We start from the raw sequence: 21,212 nt of genomic DNA, 5'->3' as shown, positions 1-21,212 counted from the left end.
CTTCCGTCTGTCCGTGGGCCGGGCCGGTCACCTGACCGGCTCGACACGTTGCGGACGACGGGCACGCAGGCCCAACACGACCAGCAGGTACGCGGCCAACTCCAGGGCGACGAGCGCGGCCGGTCCGGGCGCGGCGAGACCGGTCGCGGGATCGGAGGCTGCCGTGAACACGCTGCCCCGGCTCATCAGATGCAGTGGCACCGGCATCGCACCGTAGACCACGTCGATCCTGGTCAGCGCGACCAGCACCAGCAGTACGGCGCCGCTCGTCGCGAGCCGTCGCCGCCGCTCGTGCAGCAGGACCACCAGAACGATCGCACCGAGCGCCAGCGCAAGGGGCAACAACGCCGCCGCTCCCGTGGCGACGATCTGCTCGCCGGAGTCGTCGCCGAGCCCGGTTCGCTGTCGCCGAGCCTCCGCCAGTTCCAGATGAGCACCGATCAGACGGGCGGCCGCGTACCCGGTCACCAGCACTCCGGCCAGCACCGCCGCCACGCGGACCGGCCGACCCAGGCGGACCGGCCGACCCAGGCGGACCGGCCGGCCCAGGCGGACCGGCCGATCCGGTCCGAGCCGCACCGTCAACGCCAACACCACGACGAAGGCCAGGGTCGCCCAGTTCCCCAGGAGTGCGGCGATGAACTCTTCAGCCGGGTCAGGCCGACCCACCGCAATGAACGCCCAGTACCCGGGACCGGCGGTGGGCATCGTGATCCACGCGTCGATCACCAACGCGGCGAGCGCCACCGGCATCCCCCAGTGCGAGACCGGTCTCGCGGAGGCAGCGCTCGGCAGGGGCAGCTCACCCGGCAGGGCCGGGTTGTCCGGCGTACCCGCTGACATCTGCGGGCCCTGTCTGGCCCAGGGGCCGGTCAGCGCGTCAACCGCCAGCAGCAGCAACGCGGCCACTTCGGCCTGGCGCAGCAGGGCAACACCGGTGAGAGTGCCGAGGACGTGGACGGTGGCGAGGACCCCGGCCGCCGCAGGAAGGATCGCTCGGTACCGCACCCGGACATCCTGCCATCGATCGATCCACAATGTCGGCCCGTGCTGCCGCCGGGGCCGATCCGGAGCCGCGCGTTGGCGCGGCCGTCGGCAGGGTGCTCAGCCGCGCCTGGCCGACGCCACCACGAACGGAGTGCCCTGCTGGCAGGTGGTCATCATGGTCGGCTCGGCGCGGCCGGTCACCGTCACCGTCGCTCCCGCGGTGAGCACGTCGCGGGGACCACCGAGCAGGAGATAACCGTCGAGCAGCAGGCAGCCGGACTCGACGCCGGACTCGATCCGGCCGTTCAGCGTGATCTCGCCGGTCATGGGTGGCTTCGACGGGGCGGTCGGCCTGACCGTCGGCCGGGTGGTGGGTACGGTCGGGTCCACCGGATCGGAGGGTGAGGGCGAGGGCGCGGGTGCGGATCCGGTCGGGTCGGGGGTGGGCAGCTCGGTCACCGGTGACGCTCCCGTCGGGGTCGGGGTCGGGGTCGGGGTCGGGGTCGGGGTGGCGGTGTCGTTCCCCGCGTCCTGGCCGGCACAGGCGGCGAGCGCCGTGCAGACGATCAGCGCGGCGGCGGCAATCCGAAGGGTCCTCATGCCAAGCTTTGACGCACCTGGCCGGTGAACAGTTCCATCGCGCCAGCCTGGCGTACTCATCGGCCTGTTCGGCAGGCTCACGGGCCGGTTCGGCGGGCTCAGTCGCGGGCCGCTGCAGCGGCCTTCATGTCGCGCTTGAGCTCCTGCGGCAGGGAGAAGGTGAGCCGCTCGTTCGCGGTCACCACCTCCTCCACGTCGGTGAAGCCGCGCTCGGCGAGGTGGGCCAGCACCTCCTGCACCAGTTCCTCCGGCACGCTGGCACCCGAGGTCAGACCCACCGTCCGCGCGTCGGTCAGCCAGGCGTCCTCGATCTCGTGGGCGAAGTCGACCAGGTGGCCGGCACGGGCGCCGCCGTCCAGGGCCACCTCGACCAGGCGTACCGAGTTCGACGAGTTGGGTGAGCCGACGACGAGCACCACGTCGCACTCCGGCGCAATCTCCTTGATCACGTGCTGCCGATTGCTGGTGGCGTAGCAGATGTCGTCGCTGGGCGGCGACTGGAGCATCGGCAGCCGCTTCTTGAGCCGCGCGACGGTCTCCATCGTCTCGTCCACCGACAGCGTGGTCTGCGACAACCAGACCACCTTGTTCGGGTCCCGCACGGTGATCCGGTCGGCGTCCTCCGGGCCATCCACCAACTGGATGTGCTCCGGTGCCTCGCCGGAGGTGCCGATGACCTCCTCGTGCCCCTCGTGACCGATGAGCAGGATGTCGTAGTCCTCGGCGGCGAACCGCTTCGCCTCGTGGTGCACCTTCGTGACCAGTGGGCAGGTGGCGTCGATCGCTTTCAGCGACCGCTGCTTCGCCTGCTCGTAGACCTCGGGTGCCACGCCGTGTGCGGAGAAGATAACCGTGGCGCCCTCGGGCACCTCCTCGTTCTCCTCCACGAAGATCGCACCCTGAGCCTCCAGCGTCCGCACCACGTGCTTGTTGTGCACGATCTGCTTACGGACGTAGACGGGGGCACCGTAGAGCTTGAGCGCCTCCTCGACGGTCTGCACCGCCCGGTCCACGCCCGCGCAGTAGCCGCGGGGCTTGGCCAGGAGCACGCGCTTGCCGGTCCGGGGAGTCGCCTCAACCTCAGTCACCCCTTCATCCTACGTGCCACTGCCGGACCCGGCAGCGGCCGCAGCGACGCACCCTCCCGCCGACCCCTCGTCGATCATGAAGTTGTCACCCGTGACACGCCGTGCCAAGCACCACAACTTCATGATCAACGTTGGGCGGGGCGGGGGGTCGTAGGGTGGGCGGGTGGGTGTGGGTGAAGGGGCTGGAGGGAAGAGCAGCTCGGAGGAACCGTGGCCGGTACGCGTGGTCAGTCAGAAGATCGGTGCCTGGGTCGCCCGACTCGGATGGGTGTGGGTCGACGGGCAGGTGGCGCAGATCAGCCGGCGACCCGGCGCCAGCACCGTGTTCCTGACCCTGCGTGACCCCTCCGCCGACCTGAGTCTCACGGTCACCACCAACCGCGACGTGCTCGACTCCGGCGCGCCGGAGTTGCGCGAGGGCGCCCGCGTGGTGCTGCACGCCAAGCCGGAGTTCTACGCCGCGCGGGGCACGCTCAGCCTGCGTGCCGACGAGATCCGCCAGGTCGGCCTCGGTGAACTGCTCGCCCGGCTGGAGAAGCTCAAGAAGCTGCTGGCCGCCGAAGGACTGTTCGACCGGGCGCGCAAGCGCCGCCCCCCGTTCCTGCCGCAGCGAATCGGGTTGATCACCGGTCGGGCCAGCGCCGCCGAGCGGGACGTGCTGACCAACGCCCGCCGACGCTGGCCGGCGGTGGACTTCCGGACGGTGAACGTGGCCGTGCAGGGCCCGACGGCCGTTCCCCAGATCCTGGACGCGCTCAAGGTGCTGGATGCGGACCCGAGCATCGACGTGATCATTCTGGCCCGTGGCGGGGGCGGCATCGAGGATCTGCTGCCCTTCTCCGACGAGGCGCTGTGCCGGGCCGTCTTCGCCTGTCGTACGCCGGTGGTCAGTGCCATCGGCCACGAGACGGACGCGCCGCTGGTCGACTACGTGGCCGACGTCCGGGCATCGACTCCCACCGACGCGGCCAAACGGGTGGTGCCCGACCTGGCCGAGGAGGTACGCCTGATCAAGCAAGCCCGGTACCGGCTGCACCGGGCCGTGCACCACCTCGTCGACCGGGAGTCCCACCGCATCGACGCGTTACGCTCCCGACCGGTGCTGGCCAGGCCCCAGGTGATGCTTGAGCAGCGGGCCGCCGAGGTGGTCGCCCTACGCCAGCGCGCCGGCCGCTGTCTGAACCACCGCCTCGCCGCCGCTGGCGACGACCTCCGGCACACCCTGGCCCGGCTGCGCGCACTCTCCCCAGCCGCCACCCTGGACCGCGGGTACGCCATCGTGCAACGCGCCGACGGCCATGTCGTACGCGCGGCCACCGAGGTGGCGTCCGGCGACCCGCTGCGGGTACGCCTCGCCGACGGCGAACTGTCCGTCACGGTCGACACCTGACTCGCCCGGACCGCTCCGGCGCAGACGTGGGCGCGGCGTAGGCGCGGGCAGGTGATGGCGCTCGATCCCGAGGCCGAGTGCTCGGGTGCCACTCGATCCCGGGTCCGGTGGCGGTGCTGCCTGGCCGGCGACAGCACCGCCTGAGGCCCGGCGTGCCGAACGGTGGTGTGGTCGATGGTGGCGTCGGACGGTTGTGCTGAGATGGGTGCGATGACTGACGAGAAGACCAGCGGGTCGGACGAGCGACTCAGCTACGAACAGGCCCGCGCCGAACTCGCGTCGGTGGTGGAGCGGCTGGAGGCCGGCGGCACGTCGCTGGAGGAGTCGTTGGCGCTGTGGGAGCGCGGCGAGGCGTTGGCGGTCATCTGCCAGCGATGGCTCGATGGCGCCCGCGCCCGCGTCGACGCCGCCCGGCCCGACCCGACCGCCTGACCAGTTCGAGAGCGCACCAGCCGACTCGGGCAGCCACCGCGGCGGGAGCCGGTCGGCTCCCGCCGCGGTGCGACGAACGAGGCGCGCGGTCCGGCCGCGACCCGCTCTCAGTCGAACAGGTTGTACAGCTCCGGCGGCGCCTCGACGACCTGGTCGGCCGGGGGCTTGGTCGCCTCGGTCGCGTTGCCGTAGTCGGAGTAGGTCACCGTGATCTCCTGCCCGGCGGGCTGGCCGCCCTTGGGCAGTTGAATGACCATCTCGGTGAGCCGCCCCTGGGTGTCGGTCTTCGCGGTGAACGGCACCGACTTTGCCTCCGGGCCGAGCGCGGTGGTGACGCTCGGGTCGAGGGCTCCCGCGTCGGCCGCCTTCGACAGATCGAGGGTGCCCGCGTACGCCCCGTCGCCGGTACGGCGGACCTCGGTGACAGCCTGGGTCAACGCCTCGCTGCCGGCGGGGTCGACCTTGTCGAAGTCGAAGCCGAGGCTGCGGTTGCCCTGAATCCGGCTCTGATCGAGGTGGTGGTACTTGCCGAGGTTGAGTCGGTCCGCCCCGGGCACGCTGGTGGCCGCCTGGCCCTGCAGATTCAGCTTCACCCAGCTGTCCGGTTTCGCGTGGACGAGGTCGAGGCTGATCGCCAGATCATCGGTCGCTTCGCCGAGGCGTACCTGGATCTCGGCGCTCTGGCTCGGCTGGTGCACCTGTCCCTCCGCCACCGAGCCGGCACCTGACATGCTGAACCTGAAGTTGCCGTTGCGGATCTCCCGGGTCGAGTCCATCAACGCCTGCTTCGCCTCGGTGTCGGGGGCGGCACCGGTGGCGCTGGCGGTGGCGGACGGTGTGGCACTCGGCCCGGCGTCGCCGGTGGTGGTGCAGGCGGCGACTCCGGGTGTGAAGAGGGCGACGGCCACGAGGCCGGCGCTCAGTCGTCGAACGGTCATCGGTGTCTCCCAGCAGGGTCATCCGGTGCGTTCTCGCACCGGAGGCTCTCCTTCTCTGTTCCCTGCCGGCCACTCCCGCAATCACCCGAAACCGACCAGATCCCCCGGACCTTCGCCGCCGACCCGACCGGCCCCTGCGGCACACGCGACCCGAGGTGCGGTGAAACGGTCCGCCGGAACGCGAACGGGGGTGGGCTGAGCCCACCCCCGCAGCAGTGCCGCTCGGCCTACTTGAACATCTCGTAGGTCTGCTCGCTGGCCTCGATGACCTGGCCCGCCGGCGGCTTCTGCACGGCGGTCGCCGTACCGTAGTCGCCATAGGTGACCTTGATGTCCTGAGCCTTGGTCTCGCCCGCCGCCGGGACGGACATGACCAGCTCGCTCAGCCGGCCCTCGGCGTCCAGCTCCGCGGTGAACGGAATCGCCTTGGCCTGGTCACCAAGCGCCTTGAGCATGTCCTCGTCGGCGGCCACCGAGTCCTTGACCGAGGTGATGTCGAAGGTGCCGCTGTAGCTGCCCTCGCCGGTCTTCTGCACGTCGGCGAGGCCCTCGAACAGGCCGGCGGCGTCGGCCGGGTCGGCACCGTCCTTGAAGGCGTCGAGGTTCTTCGCGTCCTTGGCCTTGGCGGCGTCGAGGTGCTGGTACTTGTCCTTGATCGCCTCCATCCCCGGGACACCGGCGAAGAGGTCACCCAGGTCGACCTTCACCCAGGTGTCCGGCTGGATCTGGATGAGGTCGAAATCCATGGTGAAGTCTTCGTCACCCATGGTCATCGTCATCTGAGCGCTGTTGCTGGGCTTGTGGAACGTGCCCTTACCGGTCATCGAGTCAGCCGCGATGGTGAAGGTGAAGTTGCCCTCGGCCAGCCCCTTGGTGGAGGCGACCAGCGCCGCCTTCGGGTCGGCCGGGGTACCCGACTCCGTCGAGGAGCCCGCGGCGGGCGAGTCGCCGTTGGAGTTGTCACAGGCAGCGAGCCCGGGAACGAGCAGCGTGGCGGCGATGAGGCCCACGCTCCACCGTCGAATGTTCACAGATTTTCTCTCTTCAAGCAGGAAGGCCCGACCCACCGCTGCCGGCCAGGCATCGACCCCGGGGAGCGTAGCGGATCGGATCGACCCGCAGGGGGCACCCGAGGCGACGGCCCGGTTCCGCCGTCGGCCGGCGCGCGCCGGTGTCGCCGATGCCACGACCGCATCGAGAGCGCTCAGTCCACGGCGGTGGCGAGCGTCCGCAGCTCGTTGTCCCGGGCGTCGCCGACGACGATCACCGTGCGCTCCGGCTGGAGCAGCACCAACGCCTGCTCGTTGCCGCGTGCCGTGTACCGCTGCCAGGTGCCGGACCCGAGGTCGGTCTGCCCCTGTGGCCGACCCGCGTCGGTCAGCTCGGCCGGCAGCAACCGGTCCGGCGGCACGTCGCTCTGCACCAGCTGCAGGCCCCGCCCCTCCGGAGTGACATAGCCCACCCGGAGGATCGCCCCGTCCTCGGCCGTGCGGTAGGTCGCGCGTACGGCCCGCCAGCCGTCACCCAGCTCGGCCGGTTCGCTCACCGGGAACGCGCCGGCCGATTTCGCCTGTTCGAAGGCGGGTGCCGGATCGACCGTGTTCGGCTCGTCCCCGCCGAGAAGGCCCCGGTAGAAGGCGAGTAGCAGGGCGATCGGGATCAGCAGCACCAGCAGCGAGATGGCCATGTCCCGGGGCGACCGCTCGGACCTCGCGGCGGCAGCGGGCGGCGGCACGGGCTCGTCGGCGGGTGCGCGGTCATCAGGCTCTCGAGGTTCCACCCCGCCATTGTCTCAGCAGCCCGACCGGCGGTATCCGTGCCATCACCGCCCCGACCCGGCTGCGCGTCCGCCATCGTGTGAGGATCAGGAACGAAGCCGGCAGCGCCGGCCCGCCCCGCACCGCCGCGAGGAGGAGCCGTTTTCATGGCCACCATCAGGACGCGAATTCCCCAGAACCTCGACCGCAACCTCGCCCTCGATCTGGTCAGGGTCACCGAGGCGGCGGCGATGGCCGCCGGCCGGTGGGTCGGCCGTGGCGACAAGGAGGGCGGCGACGGCGCCGCCGTCGACGCGATGCGCAAGCTGATCAACTCGATCCCGATGAAGGGCGTCGTGGTGATCGGCGAGGGCGAGAAGGACAACGCCCCGATGCTGTTCAACGGCGAGGAGGTCGGCGACGGCGACGGTCCCGAGGTGGACGTCGCGGTGGATCCGATCGACGGCACCACCCTGATGAGCAAGGGCATGCCGAACGCTCTCGCGGTGCTGGCCGTGGCCGAACGCGGTGCGATGTTCGACCCCAGCGCGGTCTTCTACATGGAGAAGCTCGCCGTCGGTCCGGCCTACGCCGACGTGGTGGACATCCAGGCCGGCACGGTCGAGAACCTGCGTCGCATCGCGAAGACCAAGGGCACGAGCGTCGCCGAGGTCACGGTCTGTGTGCTCGACCGTTCCCGGCACGACGGCCTGGTCGACGAGATCCGCCGCGCCGGGGCCGGCATCCGCTTCATCTCCGACGGCGACATCGCCGGTGCGATCGCCGCCGCCCGCGGCGAGTCGGACGTCGACGTGCTGATGGGCATCGGCGGCACCCCGGAGGGCATCACCGCCGCCTGCGCCCTGAAGTGCATGGGCGGGATGATGCAGGCCAAGCTCTGGCCACGGGACGACGCCGAGCGCGAGAGGGCGGTCGCGGCCGGCCACGACCTGGACCGGGTGCTCACCACCGACGACCTGGTCACCGGCGACAACTGCTTCTTCGTGGCCACCGGCATCACCTCCGGCGACCTGCTGCGCGGCGTGCGGTACCGGGCCGGGGGTGCGTACACCCAGTCGATCGTGATGCGCTCCAAGAGCGGCACCATCCGGGTGATCGACTCGTACCACCGGTTGGAGAAGCTGGCGCTGTACTCCGCGGTGGATTTCGACGGCCGGCCGCTGGACGAACAGGCTTGAGTGCCCCCACGGCTACCCGGCCGGCGGTGTCGGCGGGTCGTCGATTCGGCGCGGTGGCGCTTGCCACCCTGGCCGGGGTCGCCGTGGCGACGCAGTCGCGGATCAACGGCGAGTTGGGCGTACGCCTCGGCGACGGGGTCACCGCCGCGGTCATCTCGTTCGGTTCGGGCCTGCTGCTGCTGTTGGTGCTGGTGCCGGCCACGGGCGCCGGGCGACGCGGGTTGACGACGCTGCGTACCGCCCTCGGCCGGGGCACGCTTCGGCCCTGGCAGTGCCTCGGCGGCGCCTGCGGCGCATTCCTGGTGTTCACCCAGGGTGCCACCGTCGGCACCCTGGGAGTCGCGGTGTTCACGGTGGCGGTCGTGGCCGGCCAGTCCGCCAGCAGTCTGCTCGTCGACCGGGCGGGGATCGGCCCGGGTGGCCGGCGACGGGTGACCGGCGCCCGGCTGGCGGGTGCGGCGCTGACAGTGGTCGCGGTGCTGCTGGCGGTCAGCGACCGGTTTCGCGAGCCGGCGACTCTCGGGCTGGCCGTGCTGCCGCTGCTGGCCGGGGTGGCGGTGGCCTGGCAGCAGGCGGTGAACGGATGGGTACGGGTGGTCAGCGAGAGCACGCTGACCGCCACGCTCGTCAACTTCGCCGCCGGTACGGCGGTGCTGCTGGTCGCGTTCGTCGTCAGCCTCGCGCTGCGGGGGCTGCCTCCGGGCGGGCTGCCCGCCGATGCCTGGCTCTACCTCGGTGGGCCGATCGGTGTCACGTTCATCGCGGTGGCCGCCGCGGTGGTCCGTCTCACCGGTGTGTTGCTGCTCGGCCTGGCCACCGTCGCCGGTCAGGTGGTCGGTGCGGTGCTGCTGGACGTGTTGATGCCCTCCGCCGCCTCGCACCCCGACCCGACCACCCTGCTCGGCGCCGTGCTGACCCTGGTCGCCGTGGCGGTCGCCGCGCTCGGCGGGCGGGTCAGGGCATGGTCATCGGCGACTCGGAGCGGTACGGCCCGTCGAGGTCGGACCGACGACGCCGGAAGATGATCGCCGCCACGATGCCGCCGAGCAGCCCGAACAGGTGCCCCTGCCAGGAGATCCGTTCGTCGGTGGGCAGCACGCCGACCAGTTGGCCGCCGTAGAGGAGCCCGACCAGCAGGAACACGGCGAAGTTCCACCAGCTCCGCTCGAAGATGCCCCGGGTGAGCAGGATGCCGAGGTAACCGAAGATCACCCCGCTGGCACCGACCACGATCGTGCTGGACGAGCCGGTGAACCACACGCCGAGCCCGCTGACCAGGACGATCACCAGGGTGGACCAGAGGAACCGCCGGGCACCCGCCGCCAGCACGAACGTGCCGAGGAGGATCAGCGGGATGCTGTTGCTGTAGAGGTGGTCGAAGCCGTGGTGCAGGAACGGTGAGAAGAAGATGCCGTCCAGCCCGTCGATGCGCTGCGGGATGATCCCGGCGGCGGCGTCGAACCCGGCACCGAGCCAGACGTCGAGGCCCTCGATCAGGAAGAGCACCGGAACCACCGCGCACATGGCGACGAACGCCCGGCCGATGGACGCGTAGAAGGCCACGGTGCCGAAGCGGTGGGCATCGCCGTTTCCGGGGAGCAGGGTCACCCGTCAACAGCTATCAGTAAACGCCGACAGCCGCCACTTTTCCCGGCACGAGACCCACGGCGGCGGGGTGGTCGCCCGCCCCCGCCGCCGTGACTCAGCTCAGTAGTAACCCTTGGCCTGCGAGTGGTTCCAGGCTGCGCAGGGCGTGCTGTAGCGACCCTTGATGTAACCGAGCCCCCACTTGATCTGGGTGACCGGGTTGGTCTCCCAGTCGGCACCGACCGAGGACATCTTGTTCCCCGGGTACGCCTGCGGGATGCCGTACGCCCCGGAGGAGCTGTTGCGGGCCTTGTGGTTCCAGCCGCTCTCCTTGTTCCAGAGCTTGTCCAGGCAGGGGAACTGGTCGATCTTGAAGCCTGCGTCGATCATGAGCGCGCAGCCGACCTTCCGGTTGCCGCTGTATTCCTCGCAGGACTCGGGGACCGGGCCGTCGTACGGCTTGGCGGCTCGCGCCGCGGCCTCCTTGGCGGCCTCCTCGGCGGCCTTCTCGGCGGCCGCCTCAGCGGCCTTCCTGCGTGCCTCCTGCTCGGCCTTGCGGGCCTTCTCGGCGGCGGCCTTGGCCTGCTTCCGCACCTCGGTGGCCTGCTGCCGCGCGGTGCGGACCTGGCGGGAGACCGTCTCTTTCTGCCGGTATTCGACGTTGACGTCGATCTCGCTGACGCTGCCGGCCACCTGAGCGCCGGGGCCTGAGCGCTGGGACTGGCGGTCCTCACTGAGGTAGAAACCGCCGGCCACGCCCGCCGAGAGCAGCGCGACGGCTGCGGTGCGGGCGGCGAACCGGCTCCACGGCCGACTCACGAAGTGATCCCTTCGTCGGGTTCAGGGACGCGGCGTGCTGCTACCGCAGAGCGGTCGTAGCGCGCCACGGGCGCCCGTGGCCGGCGTGCCGGCCACGGTGGACGCACCACGGCACCTCGCGGCGTCGCCCGCTCCGGTGTTGGAGCGACGAACGACCACCAACGATGCGTCGGGTGCGTGAGCGCCCGTGGGAAACCATCGCGCACAGTGAGGCCGATGGGAAACCACCAACCCTAATTGTGGCGTGCGTCACGCAAAAAATCAAACTCAATCCACCCAAAACGGTCGTCAGGTTGGCACGTCCTCCAACAGGTCCGTCACCATCGCAGCGATCGGCGACCGCTCCGAGCGGCTGAGCGTCACGTGCGCGAAAAGCTGATGGCCCTTCAACGCCTCGATCACCGCAGTGACGCCGTCGTGCCGCCCGACCCGCAGATTGTCCCGCTGGGCGACGTCGTGGGTGAGTACCACCCGGGAGCCCTGGCCGATCCGGGAGAGCACGGTCAGCAGCACTCCGCGCTCCAGCGACTGTGCCTCGTCGACGATGACGAAGGCGTCGTGCAGGCTGCGACCCCGGATGTGGGTCAGCGGCAGCACCTCCAGCAGGCCGCGCGAGGTGACCTCCTCCAGCACGTTCTCGTGCACCACCGCGCCGAGGGTGTCGAAGACCGCCTGCGCCCAGGGCGACATCTTCTCCGACTCCGAGCCGGGTAGATAGCCCAGCTCCTGCCCGCCGACGGCGTACAGCGGGCGGAAGACGATCACCTTCTTGTGCCGGCGACGCTCCATCACCGCCTCCAGCCCCGCGCACAGCGCCAGGGCGGACTTGCCGGTCCCGGCCCGACCACCGAGCGAGACGATGCCGATCGACTCGTCGAGCAACAGATCCAGCGCGACCCGCTGCTCGGCCGAGCGCCCGTGCACACCGAACGCCTCCCGGTCGCCACGGACCAGCCGCACGGTCTTGTCCGGCAGTACCCGGCCGAGTGCCGAACCCCGGGACGAGTGCATCACCAGTCCGGTGTGGCAGGGCAGACCGGCTGCCGCGTCCGCGTCGATGACCTCTCCCGCGTAGAGCCGGGAGATCTCGTCCTCGGCGAGATCCAGCTCGGCCATCCCGGTCCAGGTCGGGTCGCTGGCCTGACCGTGCCGGTACTCGTCCGCGCGCAGCCCGACGGATGCGGCCTTGACCCGCAGCGGCATGTCCTTGCTGACCAGGGTCACCTCCCGGCCCTCGGCGGCGAGGTTCAGCGCGACGGAGAGGATCCGAGCGTCGTTGGACTCGTTGCGGAAGCCGGGCGGCAGCACCCCGTCATCGGTGTGGTTCAACTCCACGCGCAGCGTGCCGCCGACATCGTTGGCGGGCACCGGCCGGTCCAGCCGACCGTGGCGCACCCGCAGCTCGTCCAGCATGCGCAGCGACTGGCGGGCGAACCAGCCCAGTTCCGGGTGATGCCGCTTGCCCTCCAGCTCGGAGATCACCACCAGTGGAAGCACCACCTCGTGCTCGGCGAAGCGGTGGAACGCCGCCGGATCGCTGAGCAGTACCGAGGTGTCCAGAACGAAGGACTGGCCCGCTGGTCGGGGCTCCCTGGGGTCGGCCGAACCGGCGGCCGCCGTACGGCGGCTCCGGGTGCTGCGGCGGGTCGTGGTAGTCGCGGCCGAGCCCTGGTCGGCACCGGCGGTCGTACGGCGAGTCGTCACAGGCCTGCTCCGGCGGATGGGCACCCGGCCACCCGCGGTCCGCCTCCTCCGGATGCCCGGCTGACACGGGATCGGATGCGGGCCCCGTGCGCGAGGTCGCAGGCCGGGCGGGCCGGTTGGCTCGGGACAACCCCGCGCCATGTCTAGACGCTAGCTCCCCGCACCCGTCCCGGCTAGAGGTTGTTCATGAACGGCCACTGGCCGGGGGCGCGAAGGTCAGGTAGCCGCGTGCGCCCACGACATGAACCGGCCGGGATGCATGCCCCCTGCGCGCATCCCGGCCGGTGGTACCACCGCCACCGGTCTGACGTGGCCCCGGCGGCGCCACCCGCAAGGGGTGTGCGCGCCGCGTCTGTGGACGGGTCCGGAGCCCGTCGACCGGTTCAGCCGGTCCGTCGGACGAGGGTGCCGGTCGGGTGCCGCCCGGTGACCGAGGCGGCCGGCTCCGCGAATGACGATCCGGTGTACGTGGTGCCCGGGCGAGCCGTGGCAGCCTTCTCGATCTCCCCCGGTGGACCCTCGCCGCGCAGAGCCGGAGGTGGCGCGCACGCGCCACGTGGCGTCAGTGGGTTCACGGTGGCCGGAACCCGAGCGGGAGTCGATGAGGGCGCCGTGACGGCGAGGGCGGAGGCGATGGCCGCCTGAGCCTCCCGACGACGTCGGTTCCATGCCCCGCGGTCCCCGTCGAAGTAGCCCTGCCGGTAGCCGAAGCGGTAACCGATCCGGTAACTGAGCTGCCCATGCAGCCGCCCTGCGGCGTAGCTCGTCGCGGCGAGCACGAGCACCAGGAGGATCGCCAGGAACGGGCTCATCCGGCGGCTCCGGTGCGCGATGCCCTCATCGTTCCTCCGGTTCGACAGTGGTGGGGTCGGCGACCAGCAGCCGGTCGAGGTCGTCGGTGCCGATCTCCTCCACCAGTTCCACGCTGATTCGGCAGCCGTCCATGACCACCTCCGCCATGGAGGAGCGGCGGATCTCGCCGCCGGCGTCGTAGACCCGGACACTCAGCTCCGGGCAGCCGAGATGGGTTCGCCAGGCGTTCCACTCGGCCCGGTCAGCGACGCTGAGCGACAGGTAGCGGCAGCCGCGGGCGAGGTAGAGGCGCCACGGCGCACTCAGCCCGGCGGCGACTCCCTCGGCCACCAGGCTGAACGCCTGAGCACGGGTTGCGAGTTCGGTCACCGCGTCCACCTCGCACCGGGCGCGTGACGCAGGTGAGCACTGATCGTCTCATGCACGTGACACACCGTAGGTTGTCCCATGAGCGTGACAGTATCAGCTTTTCGTTTGTTTACCTCCGCACCTACGTACATCTATCATGCCCAGGTGAAACCCCTCATTAAGAGTGCCGGACCCCCCTCCGGCCACCCGTCGATGACGTCACGCAAGCGTGACAGACGCGTGGCAGGCACCGTTACCCAGGCTCGACGGCCGTACGGTCACGAGGTGACCGAGACGGCCAACGCGCGGAAGATCGCCTTCGCCACCTTCGTCCGGCGCGCCCTCGACGAGGCCCGCGCGACCCGGGCGTGGAGCGGCACCGAGGTCTCCCGGCGTACCGGCGTCTCGCGGCAGACCATCAACCGATGGGTACGCGGCGACTGGGCCAGCGACCCGGAAGCCGAGCGGGTGGTGGCCTTCTGCGAGGGCCTCGGGCTCGACCCGGCGGTGGCCTTCGCGGCGCTGGGCTGGGACCGGACGGCCTCCCGCCGCACCCGATCGGCGCCACCACCGATGGATCCGGACGTGGAGGCACTGCTGCGTCGGCTGGTCGACCCGGACGTCTCGGACGCGGAGAAGTTCCACATCCGCGAAACTATCCGTTACCTCGCATATCGCCCGACGCTGCCGCTCGATGTCCGAAAACGAGGCGACGCCGCCAGCTAGTTCCTCAGATGGCGAAAGAACGCCAGGTCAGCCTCATTCGTTTCGCTACGGGGCGGGATCGGGCGCGCTAGCGTCCGTGTTTGTACTGCTTGGGCTCGTCGTCGGCGGGGGGACGGAACAAGGCCGAACCCAGCCCTGCGGGACAGAAAGGGGTCTCTCCATGACCCTGAAATGGTTGGCTGTCGTGGTCGCGACGGTCTCGGTGACGCTGTGCATCACCGGCAACGCGGTGACCCTGGCCCTGAACGGCGGGCAGCTTCCGCTGCTCGTCAACCTCTTCGCGCTCGCCACCGCGGGCACCGCGATCGTGCTGGCCGTCGTCGCCGAACTGCACGACCGGCTCAACGACCGGCTCACCGCGCTCACCGAGTTCCTGGTGGAGCGGCTACGGGAGATCGAGGCGCACACCGGCGACCGGAACTCCGGCTTCGTGGAGGGCTACCTGCTCAGCCACGGCCAGGAGGCGGCGGTGGTGCCGATCGGCCGCCGGGGACGTGGGGCCGCCGAACGCTGAGTCACGCTGAACCACACCTGTCGCCCACACCGGATTCACGTCAGGATTGACCGGTGGAACCCGGGGTACGCTTTCGCGCGTGCCGCCGTTGAATCTGGGCAACCAGCAGCCGAAGACCCCGCTGAACGCCGACCGGGCCTGGCGGGCAACCGCCGACCGGGCGGCCGAGACCGTCCTCTTCTTCGACTTCGACGGCACCCTCGCGCCGGTCGCCGACGATCCGACACAGGTACAGCCCGCCCCGAAGGTGCTGGCTGCCATCGAGACACTGGCCCCGATCGTGCGGCGCATCGCGATCGTCTCGGCCCGGCCGGTGGAGTTCCTGCGCGAACACTTCGGCGGGCTCACCGGCGTCGACCTCTACGGCCTTTACGGCCTGGAACACAGCCATTCCGGCGGCGACACGGTCACCGAACCGGCCGCGCTGCCGTGGGTGCCCACCATGGCCGAGCTCGCCGAGCGTGGCCGCGCCGAGCTGCCACCCGGCACCCTGGTGGAGTACAAGCGGCTGTCGGTGGCCCTGCACTGGCGTACCGCACCGCAAATCGCCGCCACCGTCGAGCAGTGGGGCCGGGATCAGGCCGAGCGACTCGGCCTGCGGGTGCAGGTCGGGCGGATGGTCCTGGAGATCAAGCCGCCGGTCGACCGGGACAAGGGCATGGTGATCGACGAACTGGTGCAGGAAGTACGCGGGGCCTGGTACTTCGGCGACGACGTCTCCGACATCAAGGCCTTCGCCGCGCTTCGGGCCCGGGCCGCCGCCGACCCGGATTTCCTCGGTGTCTGCGTCGCCGTCGCCAACCCGGAGACCGGCGACGAGGTCGCCGAGGCCGCCGACCTCACCATCGACTCCCCCGCCGCCCTGGGCGACTTCCTCACCGAGGCCACCCACCGCCTCAGCTGAACGACCGCCCCCGTCCCGCGCCGCGCTCAGACTCCGTAGCGGCGCTGGCGGGTGGCGTACGAGCGCAGCGCGCGGAGGAAGTCGATGCGGCGGAAATCGGGCCAGTTCAACTCGCAGAAGTAGAACTCCGAGTGCGCCGACTGCCAGAGCATGAAGCCGGAGAGGCGCTGCTCACCGCTGGTCCGGATGATCAGATCCGGATCCGGCAGACCCCGGGTGTACAGATGCTCGGAGATGTCGTCGACATCGAGCGACCCGGCCAGTTCCTCAAGCGTGCCGCCGTTCGCCGCATGCTCCAACAGCAGGGAGCGCACCGCGTCGGCGATCTCCCGCCGCCCGCCGTACCCGACGGCGATGTTGACCTGGGCGCTGCCGGCGCGTTCCTGGGTCCGCTCCTCGGCGGCCTTGAGCGCCGTCGCGAGGCGCGTCGGCAGCACGTCGAGCGCGCCGACCATCCGCAGCCGCCAGGGATTGCCCTCCTCGGCCAACTCGGTGGTGAGGTCCTCGATGATCTGAAGCAGCGGATCCAGCTCCGCCGCCGGGCGCGAGAGGTTGTCGGTGGAGAGCAGCCACAGGGTCACGTGCCCGACGCCCGCGGCGTCGCACCAACGCAGTAGCTCCTTTATCCGCTCGGCACCCATCCGGTGCCCGTCGTTCGGATCGACGAAGCCCATCTCCCGGGCCCATCTACGGTTGCCGTCACACATCACACCCACATGGCGGGGCACCGGCCGACCCGCGAGCTTGGCCGTGAGCCGCCGCTCGTAAACGGAGTAGAGAAGTTTCCGCAGACTCATCACCTAGCAGGGTAGCGAGCCGCCGTACAGATCAGTACGCCGGTGGCCGATGCCGAACCGACAGGCCGAGGGCGATCAGGCCGAGTGTCCGTCCGTCCAGCAGACCATCGCCCAGTCCCAGCTCCGTCACCCTGCCGAAAACGCGTTCGTCACGACCGGCCGCCCGCACCGCCGCGTCCACCACCCACCGACGCCGGGCCAGCCAGGCCGCCGTCGAACTGTGCCGCAGGTGCGTGCCGAGCCGGCGGCGCAGCGCGGTCCCGTACCGCCGCGCCGCATCCTCCGGTGCCCCGAACGCGGCGTGGCCGGCGAGTGCCCCGGAGCGCAACGCGTAGAAGATCCCCTCGCCGGTCAGCGGGTTGATCAGCGAGAGCGCGTCGCCGGCCAGCACCACTCGACCCCGCCCCGGCACCGGCCGGAAGGTGGACAGTGGCAGATGATGAGCGCGCAGCGAGCTGACCGCCGCCGGATCCGTGCCGGGCAGCAGCGCGGCCAGCCGGTCTAGCAGGTGCGCGCGGGTCAGCGACTCGCCCCGCAGCACCTCCCCGTACCCGACGTTCGCGCGGCCGTCCCCGATCGGGAACGACCAGGCGTACGCCGGCCAACGGGCGGACGAGGTGGCGATGAGCTGCGTGGGTGGCCCGGGCGGCGCGGGCGCGTACCCCCGGATGGCCAGCGCCAGGTGACGGTCCGGATTGCCCGGCTCACCCAGCGCACGACGCACGATGGACCCGGCGCCGTCGGCACCCACCACCACCCCGGCGGAGATCTCCCCGTCCAGCACCACCCGGTCGGCACGCACCTCGACCCGGCGCACCGCCCGCCGACCCAGCGGCACGCCGTTCCGGACCGCCGCCGCCACCAGGCGCGCGTCGAACACCTCCCGCGGCACGGTGTACGCGGGCCTGGGCAACGTTCGCGCCACGGCACCGCCGTCCGGCGCCACCAGCCGCAGCGCCGGCACCGGCGCGAAACCGGCCACCGCGTCGGGCACGCCCAGTTCGGCGAGTACGTCCAACGCGTGCGCGGCGATACCGTCACCGCAGGCCTTGTCCCGGGGAAACTCGGCCCGGTCCAACAGCAACACCTCGGCGCCCGCCTGGCGGGCCGCCAACGCGGCAGCAGCCCCCGCCGGCCCCGCCCCGACCACCACCACGTCGAACTCGTCCCGCACAGCCCCTCCTCCGCCATTTCCCAGCACCGGCCCCCTCTCACAGCGTTGATGGACGCCGGTACCCGTCCCGCCGCTCACACCCGGCAGGGAGGCCAGCCAGCGCGCTGACCCCCACGCACCCGACCCGCCGCACTCCACCCACGCTGCTCTGCTTCACCCAACGCACTGCGATCGTCCCGGATCCTGTGCGCCAGGTGAAGCAGAGCAGCGTGGCCGGTCCGGCAGCGTCCGCCGCACTCAAGATCCGGGCAACTTCCCTGTTGTTGCTCCCTCAGACCGGGCTCAGGCAGCAACAACCCTGATGTTGTCCGAATCTTGGGGTGGCGGGGGCGGGCACGGAGGGGGGCGGGCACGGAGGGGGGCGGGCACGGAGGGGGGTGGGGCGGGGGGGTGGGGCGGGGGGGGTGGGGCCGGGGGGGGGTGGGGCCGGGGGGGGTGGGGCCGGGGGGGGGTGGGGCCGGGGGGGGATCAGGTGGGGGTGGGGTGGGTGGCGCGGTGGATGCCGTAGACGGTGAGTCCGGCGGCGACGACCAGGGGTGCGCCGTCGCGTATCAGACCGTCGACACCGAGCAGCCACCAGCACAACGGAAGGTCGACGGCGAGCACGGCGACCGTGACGACGACGAGCAGGGTGCCCGCCCAGCGCCGGCCACGTAGCAGGAACGCCGTGCAGAAGAGCACCAGATAGCTGGTCGCGATGCCGGCCGCCAGCCAGAGCAGCACGGCGGGCACGGCGAGCAGTCGGCCGTCCAGGATCGCGGCCGTGGCGACCAGGGCCGGCACCAGCATCAGCGGGCTGTAGGTGAACGCCGCCACCCGGGCGGTCAGCAGCCAGGCGCTCGCCTCCGGGCGGCGCGGTGGCGTCTCCCGCCAGGAGATGCCGGCGCGGTCGATCACCAGCCGGGGTCGGTGCCGCACCAGGTGCTCGGCGAGCGCCGGTGACCGGTACAGCAGCCAGACCACTGTCGCGCAGAGCGCGGTGAGCAGAGCGAAACCGAGCAGACCGGGCAGCGGCGGTACGCCCTGGCGGGGCACGATCAGCCGCCCGACCGCGAAGACCGTGGTGACGGCGAGGATCAGGCCGAACGGGCGGGCCACTGTCCGGCCGCGCCGCACATGCCCGATGAGCAACAGGAAGCCGAACGAGCGCAGCATCGCCCAGCCGGTGCGTACGGCGAGTCCGAAGCCCTGCTCCGGCGCGTACCACCAGTTGAGCACCTCGACCACGACGGTGGCCGCAGCCGTCACCGCCAACAGTGCGGTCAGGGCCCGGACGGCGGACGGCCGCCGGACCTCGGTCTCGGCGGCCGTCCTCATGGGATCAGATGATGCCCGGATCCGTCGTCGATCACACCCCCTGCTGTGGCTGCTCCGCGTCGAGTCGGGCCCGCAGCGCGTCCAGCTCGGCCCAGAGGACACCGGGCAGCTTGTCGCCGAACTTCTCGAACCACTCGGTGACCAGCGGCAGCTCGTTGCGCCACTCGTCCGGGTCCACCTTCAGCGCGATACGCACGTCCTCCGGCGTCATGTCCAACCCGTCGACGTCCAGTGATTCCAGGGTCGGCACCATGCCGATCGGGGTCTCCACGGCCTCCGCCCGGCCCTCGATCCGCTCGACGACCCACTTGAGCACCCGCGAGTTCTCGCCGAAGCCCGGCCAGAGGAAACCGCCCTCCGGGTCCTTGCGGAACCAGTTGACGTAGTAGACCTTGGGCAGCTTCGACTCGTCGCCGTCGGCGCCCTTGCCCATCTCGATCCAGTGCCGGAAGTAGTCGCCACCGTGGTAACCGATGAACGGCAGCATCGCCATCGGATCGCGGCGGACCACACCTACCGCGCCGGAGGCGGCGGCCGTGGTCTCCGAGGAGAGCGTGGCGCCCAGGTAGACGCCGTGCACCCAGTCCCGGGCCTCGGTGACAAGCGGTACGGTGTCGCGCCGCCGGCCACCGAACAGGATCGCGTCGATCGGTACGCCGTTCGGGTCGTAGTAGTCCTCGGCCAGGATCGGGCACTGGGTGATCGGGGTGCAGAACCGGCTGTTCGCGTGCGAGGAGAGGTTCTCGCTCTCCGGCGTCCAGTCGTTGCCCTTCCAGTCGATCAGATGGGCCGGCGGCTCGCCCATGCCCTCCCACCAGATGTCACCGTCGTCGGTGAGGGCGACGTTGGTGAAGATGGAGTTGCCCCGGTCCAACGTACGCATGGCGTTGGCGTTGGTCTTCCAGTCGGTGCCCGGGGCGACGCCGAACAGGCCGTACTCCGGGTTGATCGCGTAGAGCCGCCCGTCCGGGCCGAACCGCATCCAGGCGATGTCGTCGCCGATCGTCTCGACCTTCCAACCGGGAATGGTCGGCTCCAGCATGGCCAGGTTGGTCTTGCCGCAGGCCGACGGGAAGGCACCGGCGATGTGGTAGACCCGCCCCTCCGGCGAGGTGATCTTCAGGATCAGCATGTGTTCGGCGAGCCAGCCCTCGTCGCGCCCCATCACGCTGGCGATACGCAGCGAGTAGCACTTCTTGCCGAGCAGCGAGTTGCCGCCGTAGCCGGAGCCGTAGGACCAGATCTCGCGGGTCTCCGGGAATTGGGAGATGTACTTGGTGTCGTTGCACGGCCAGGCCACGTCCTGCTGACCGGGGGCCAGCGGCGCGCCGATCGAGTGCAGGGCGTGCACGAAGTCGGCGTCGTCGCCCATGGCCTGTAGGACGGACCTGCCCATCCGAGTCATGATCCGCATCGAGGCGACCACGTACGGGCTGTCGGTGATCTCGACCCCGAACATCGGGTTCTCGGCCTCGACCGGGCCCATGCAGAACGGGATGACGTACATCGTCCGGCCGCGCATCGAGCCGCGGTAGAGCTCCGTCATGGTCCGCTTCATCTCGGCCGGCGCCATCCAGTTGTTGGTGGGCCCGGCGTCCGCTTCGTCCACGGAACAGATGAAGGTGCGCTCCTCGACCCGGGCGACGTCCGTCGGGTCGGTACGCGCGTAGAAGGAGTTGGGCCTCTTCTCGGGGTTCAGTCGGATGAGCGTGCCGGCTTCGACCAGCTCGTCGGTGAGGCGACGCCATTCCTGGTCGGACCCGTCCACCCAGACGACCTGGTCAGGGGTGGTCAGTTCAGCGACCTCACGGACCCAGGCGAGGAGTTTCGGGTGGGACGTAGGGGCCTGATCGATACCCCGAACGGTAGCCGGAGCAACCATGACACATCTCCTTGTGGTCGACGCTGACCGGTCTATGGAGTGCACGAGTCTCGGCGCCGCGATGCGCGTCGCCTCCGTGGAAACCTGGGATTGGCCTCAGCGTAAACCGAGGGACCTCTTCAGTCAGTGGGACTGGTTGTGAAGAACTGCACAAGGTGCGGTCATGCTGCGGTATCACGAGCCTTTACCCGCTTTCACGCGCAGTTTCACGCAAATCCTTCGGTGGACCTCCTGCT

At 70.7% G+C, this 21,212-nt stretch carries 22 protein-coding genes; 7 read left to right on the top strand and 15 right to left on the bottom strand.

All coding sequences use genetic code 11. From position 1 onward, the window contains the following. Positions 1 to 27 precede the first annotated feature (27 nt). The 3 genes from AC2CHE_RS12960 to AC2CHE_RS12950 all read right to left on the bottom strand — a co-directional run bounded on the left by AC2CHE_RS12960 (position 28) and on the right by AC2CHE_RS12950 (position 2,675). Positions 28 to 1,008 (bottom strand): hypothetical protein, encoded by a 981-nt coding sequence (locus tag AC2CHE_RS12960; RefSeq protein WP_484505155.1) that lies wholly within the window; start codon positions 1,006 to 1,008, stop codon positions 28 to 30. 96 nt (positions 1,009 to 1,104) lie between these two features. Continuing rightward, positions 1,105 to 1,587 (bottom strand): hypothetical protein, encoded by a 483-nt coding sequence (locus AC2CHE_RS12955; protein WP_484505154.1) that lies wholly within the window; start codon positions 1,585 to 1,587, stop codon positions 1,105 to 1,107. A gap of 98 nt (positions 1,588 to 1,685) precedes the next feature. Further along, on the bottom strand, positions 1,686 to 2,675 hold the full coding sequence (locus AC2CHE_RS12950) for a 4-hydroxy-3-methylbut-2-enyl diphosphate reductase (RefSeq protein WP_484505153.1): 990 nt from the start codon (positions 2,673 to 2,675) through the stop codon (positions 1,686 to 1,688). A gap of 169 nt (positions 2,676 to 2,844) precedes the next feature. Here AC2CHE_RS12950 and xseA point away from each other — a divergent pair, with 169 nt between their 5' ends. Together xseA and AC2CHE_RS12940 are read left to right on the top strand one after the other, a co-directional pair. After that, entirely contained in the window at positions 2,845 to 4,065 is a 1,221-nt protein-coding gene (gene xseA, locus AC2CHE_RS12945; protein ID WP_484505163.1) for an exodeoxyribonuclease VII large subunit, read from the top strand. A gap of 201 nt (positions 4,066 to 4,266) precedes the next feature. After that, complete coding sequence (locus AC2CHE_RS12940; RefSeq protein ID WP_484505152.1) at positions 4,267 to 4,497, top strand: exodeoxyribonuclease VII small subunit; 231 nt, start codon at positions 4,267 to 4,269, stop codon at positions 4,495 to 4,497. 107 nt (positions 4,498 to 4,604) lie between these two features. Here AC2CHE_RS12940 and AC2CHE_RS12935 read toward each other — a convergent pair whose 3' ends face one another. The 3 genes from AC2CHE_RS12935 to AC2CHE_RS12925 all read right to left on the bottom strand — a co-directional run bounded on the left by AC2CHE_RS12935 (position 4,605) and on the right by AC2CHE_RS12925 (position 7,215). Further along, entirely contained in the window at positions 4,605 to 5,435 is an 831-nt protein-coding gene (locus tag AC2CHE_RS12935; RefSeq protein WP_484505151.1) for a LamG domain-containing protein, read from the bottom strand. Positions 5,436 to 5,662: 227 nt separating this feature from the next. After that, positions 5,663 to 6,445 (bottom strand): hypothetical protein, encoded by a 783-nt coding sequence (locus AC2CHE_RS12930; RefSeq protein WP_484505150.1) that lies wholly within the window; start codon positions 6,443 to 6,445, stop codon positions 5,663 to 5,665. Positions 6,446 to 6,639: 194 nt separating this feature from the next. Continuing rightward, positions 6,640 to 7,215, bottom strand: coding sequence for a DUF4245 domain-containing protein (locus tag AC2CHE_RS12925; RefSeq protein ID WP_484505149.1), 576 nt, complete (start codon positions 7,213 to 7,215; stop codon positions 6,640 to 6,642). Positions 7,216 to 7,359: 144 nt separating this feature from the next. Between AC2CHE_RS12925 and glpX the strand changes: the two genes are divergently transcribed. Continuing rightward, positions 7,360 to 8,391 carry a class II fructose-bisphosphatase gene (glpX, locus tag AC2CHE_RS12920; RefSeq protein ID WP_484505148.1) on the top strand — a complete coding sequence of 344 codons (1,032 nt, stop codon included), beginning with the start codon at positions 7,360 to 7,362 and terminating at the stop codon, positions 8,389 to 8,391. 26 nt (positions 8,392 to 8,417) lie between these two features. Further along, the gene (locus AC2CHE_RS12915; RefSeq protein WP_484505147.1) at positions 8,418 to 9,416 is read left to right on the top strand and encodes a DMT family transporter; all 999 of its coding nucleotides are present in this window, start codon (positions 8,418 to 8,420) and stop codon (positions 9,414 to 9,416) included. Here the strand turns inward: AC2CHE_RS12915 and AC2CHE_RS12910 are convergent. From AC2CHE_RS12910 to AC2CHE_RS12890, 5 genes are all read right to left on the bottom strand, one after another. Then, complete coding sequence (locus AC2CHE_RS12910; protein WP_093406314.1) at positions 9,346 to 9,999, bottom strand: rhomboid family intramembrane serine protease; 654 nt, start codon at positions 9,997 to 9,999, stop codon at positions 9,346 to 9,348. The two genes, AC2CHE_RS12915 and AC2CHE_RS12910, sit on opposite strands and share 71 nt — an antisense overlap. A gap of 99 nt (positions 10,000 to 10,098) precedes the next feature. Then, the gene (locus AC2CHE_RS12905) at positions 10,099 to 10,797 is read right to left on the bottom strand and encodes an aggregation-promoting factor C-terminal-like domain-containing protein (protein WP_484505146.1); all 699 of its coding nucleotides are present in this window, start codon (positions 10,795 to 10,797) and stop codon (positions 10,099 to 10,101) included. Between the two features lie 288 nt (positions 10,798 to 11,085). Then, a complete protein-coding gene (phoH2, locus tag AC2CHE_RS12900) occupies positions 11,086 to 12,501 on the bottom strand; it encodes an RNA 5'-3' helicase PhoH2 (RefSeq protein ID WP_484505145.1) in 1,416 nt (471 codons plus the stop codon). A 383-nt stretch (positions 12,502 to 12,884) separates the two neighbouring features. Next, a complete protein-coding gene (locus tag AC2CHE_RS12895) occupies positions 12,885 to 13,313 on the bottom strand; it encodes a hypothetical protein (RefSeq protein WP_484505144.1) in 429 nt (142 codons plus the stop codon). A gap of 25 nt (positions 13,314 to 13,338) precedes the next feature. Beyond that, positions 13,339 to 13,683: a hypothetical protein gene (locus AC2CHE_RS12890; RefSeq protein ID WP_484505143.1), complete on the bottom strand. Its 345-nt coding sequence runs from the start codon at positions 13,681 to 13,683 to the stop codon at positions 13,339 to 13,341. A gap of 264 nt (positions 13,684 to 13,947) precedes the next feature. Here AC2CHE_RS12890 and AC2CHE_RS12885 point away from each other — a divergent pair, with 264 nt between their 5' ends. The 3 genes from AC2CHE_RS12885 (at position 13,948) to otsB (ending at position 15,806) form a co-directional block, all read left to right on the top strand. Next, positions 13,948 to 14,388 (top strand): XRE family transcriptional regulator, encoded by a 441-nt coding sequence (locus tag AC2CHE_RS12885; protein ID WP_484505142.1) that lies wholly within the window; start codon positions 13,948 to 13,950, stop codon positions 14,386 to 14,388. 160 nt (positions 14,389 to 14,548) lie between these two features. Then, on the top strand, positions 14,549 to 14,902 hold the full coding sequence (locus AC2CHE_RS12880; RefSeq protein ID WP_484505141.1) for a hypothetical protein: 354 nt from the start codon (positions 14,549 to 14,551) through the stop codon (positions 14,900 to 14,902). Positions 14,903 to 14,981: 79 nt separating this feature from the next. After that, on the top strand, positions 14,982 to 15,806 hold the full coding sequence (otsB, locus tag AC2CHE_RS12875; protein WP_484505140.1) for a trehalose-phosphatase: 825 nt from the start codon (positions 14,982 to 14,984) through the stop codon (positions 15,804 to 15,806). Between the two features lie 26 nt (positions 15,807 to 15,832). Here otsB and AC2CHE_RS12870 read toward each other — a convergent pair whose 3' ends face one another. The 4 genes from AC2CHE_RS12870 to AC2CHE_RS12855 all read right to left on the bottom strand — a co-directional run bounded on the left by AC2CHE_RS12870 (position 15,833) and on the right by AC2CHE_RS12855 (position 20,976). Then, complete coding sequence (locus tag AC2CHE_RS12870) at positions 15,833 to 16,603, bottom strand: isoprenyl transferase (protein WP_484505139.1); 771 nt, start codon at positions 16,601 to 16,603, stop codon at positions 15,833 to 15,835. A 31-nt stretch (positions 16,604 to 16,634) separates the two neighbouring features. Next, on the bottom strand, positions 16,635 to 17,804 hold the full coding sequence (locus AC2CHE_RS12865) for an NAD(P)/FAD-dependent oxidoreductase (RefSeq protein WP_484505138.1): 1,170 nt from the start codon (positions 17,802 to 17,804) through the stop codon (positions 16,635 to 16,637). A gap of 441 nt (positions 17,805 to 18,245) precedes the next feature. Beyond that, positions 18,246 to 19,094 (bottom strand): hypothetical protein, encoded by an 849-nt coding sequence (locus AC2CHE_RS12860; RefSeq protein WP_484505137.1) that lies wholly within the window; start codon positions 19,092 to 19,094, stop codon positions 18,246 to 18,248. Positions 19,095 to 19,125: 31 nt separating this feature from the next. Then, entirely contained in the window at positions 19,126 to 20,976 is a 1,851-nt protein-coding gene (locus AC2CHE_RS12855; protein WP_484505136.1) for a phosphoenolpyruvate carboxykinase (GTP), read from the bottom strand. Between the last annotated feature and the right edge of the window lie 236 nt (positions 20,977 to 21,212).

This window comes from Micromonospora sp. ATLC16, assembly GCF_057196645.1.
Note: the sequence above shows the minus strand (reverse complement) of the source record. Positions and strands in the feature narration are given on the sequence as shown.

Excerpts from the sequence above, each read along its gene's own strand:
- AC2CHE_RS12870 (WP_484505139.1), bottom strand. The coding sequence starts at position 16,603 with ATGAGTCTGCGGAAACTTCTCTACTCCGTTTACGAGCGGCGGCTCACG.
- AC2CHE_RS12880 (WP_484505141.1), top strand. The coding sequence starts at position 14,549 with ATGACCCTGAAATGGTTGGCTGTCGTGGTCGCGACGGTCTCGGTGACG.
- AC2CHE_RS12860 (WP_484505137.1), bottom strand. The coding sequence starts at position 19,094 with ATGAGGACGGCCGCCGAGACCGAGGTCCGGCGGCCGTCCGCCGTCCGG.
- AC2CHE_RS12895 (WP_484505144.1), bottom strand. The coding sequence starts at position 13,313 with ATGAGCCCGTTCCTGGCGATCCTCCTGGTGCTCGTGCTCGCCGCGACG.
- glpX (WP_484505148.1), top strand. The coding sequence starts at position 7,360 with ATGGCCACCATCAGGACGCGAATTCCCCAGAACCTCGACCGCAACCTC.
- AC2CHE_RS12940 (WP_484505152.1), top strand. The coding sequence starts at position 4,267 with ATGGGTGCGATGACTGACGAGAAGACCAGCGGGTCGGACGAGCGACTC.
- AC2CHE_RS12935 (WP_484505151.1), bottom strand. The coding sequence starts at position 5,435 with ATGACCGTTCGACGACTGAGCGCCGGCCTCGTGGCCGTCGCCCTCTTC.
- AC2CHE_RS12955 (WP_484505154.1), bottom strand. The coding sequence starts at position 1,587 with ATGAGGACCCTTCGGATTGCCGCCGCCGCGCTGATCGTCTGCACGGCG.
- AC2CHE_RS12855 (WP_484505136.1), bottom strand. The coding sequence starts at position 20,976 with ATGGTTGCTCCGGCTACCGTTCGGGGTATCGATCAGGCCCCTACGTCC.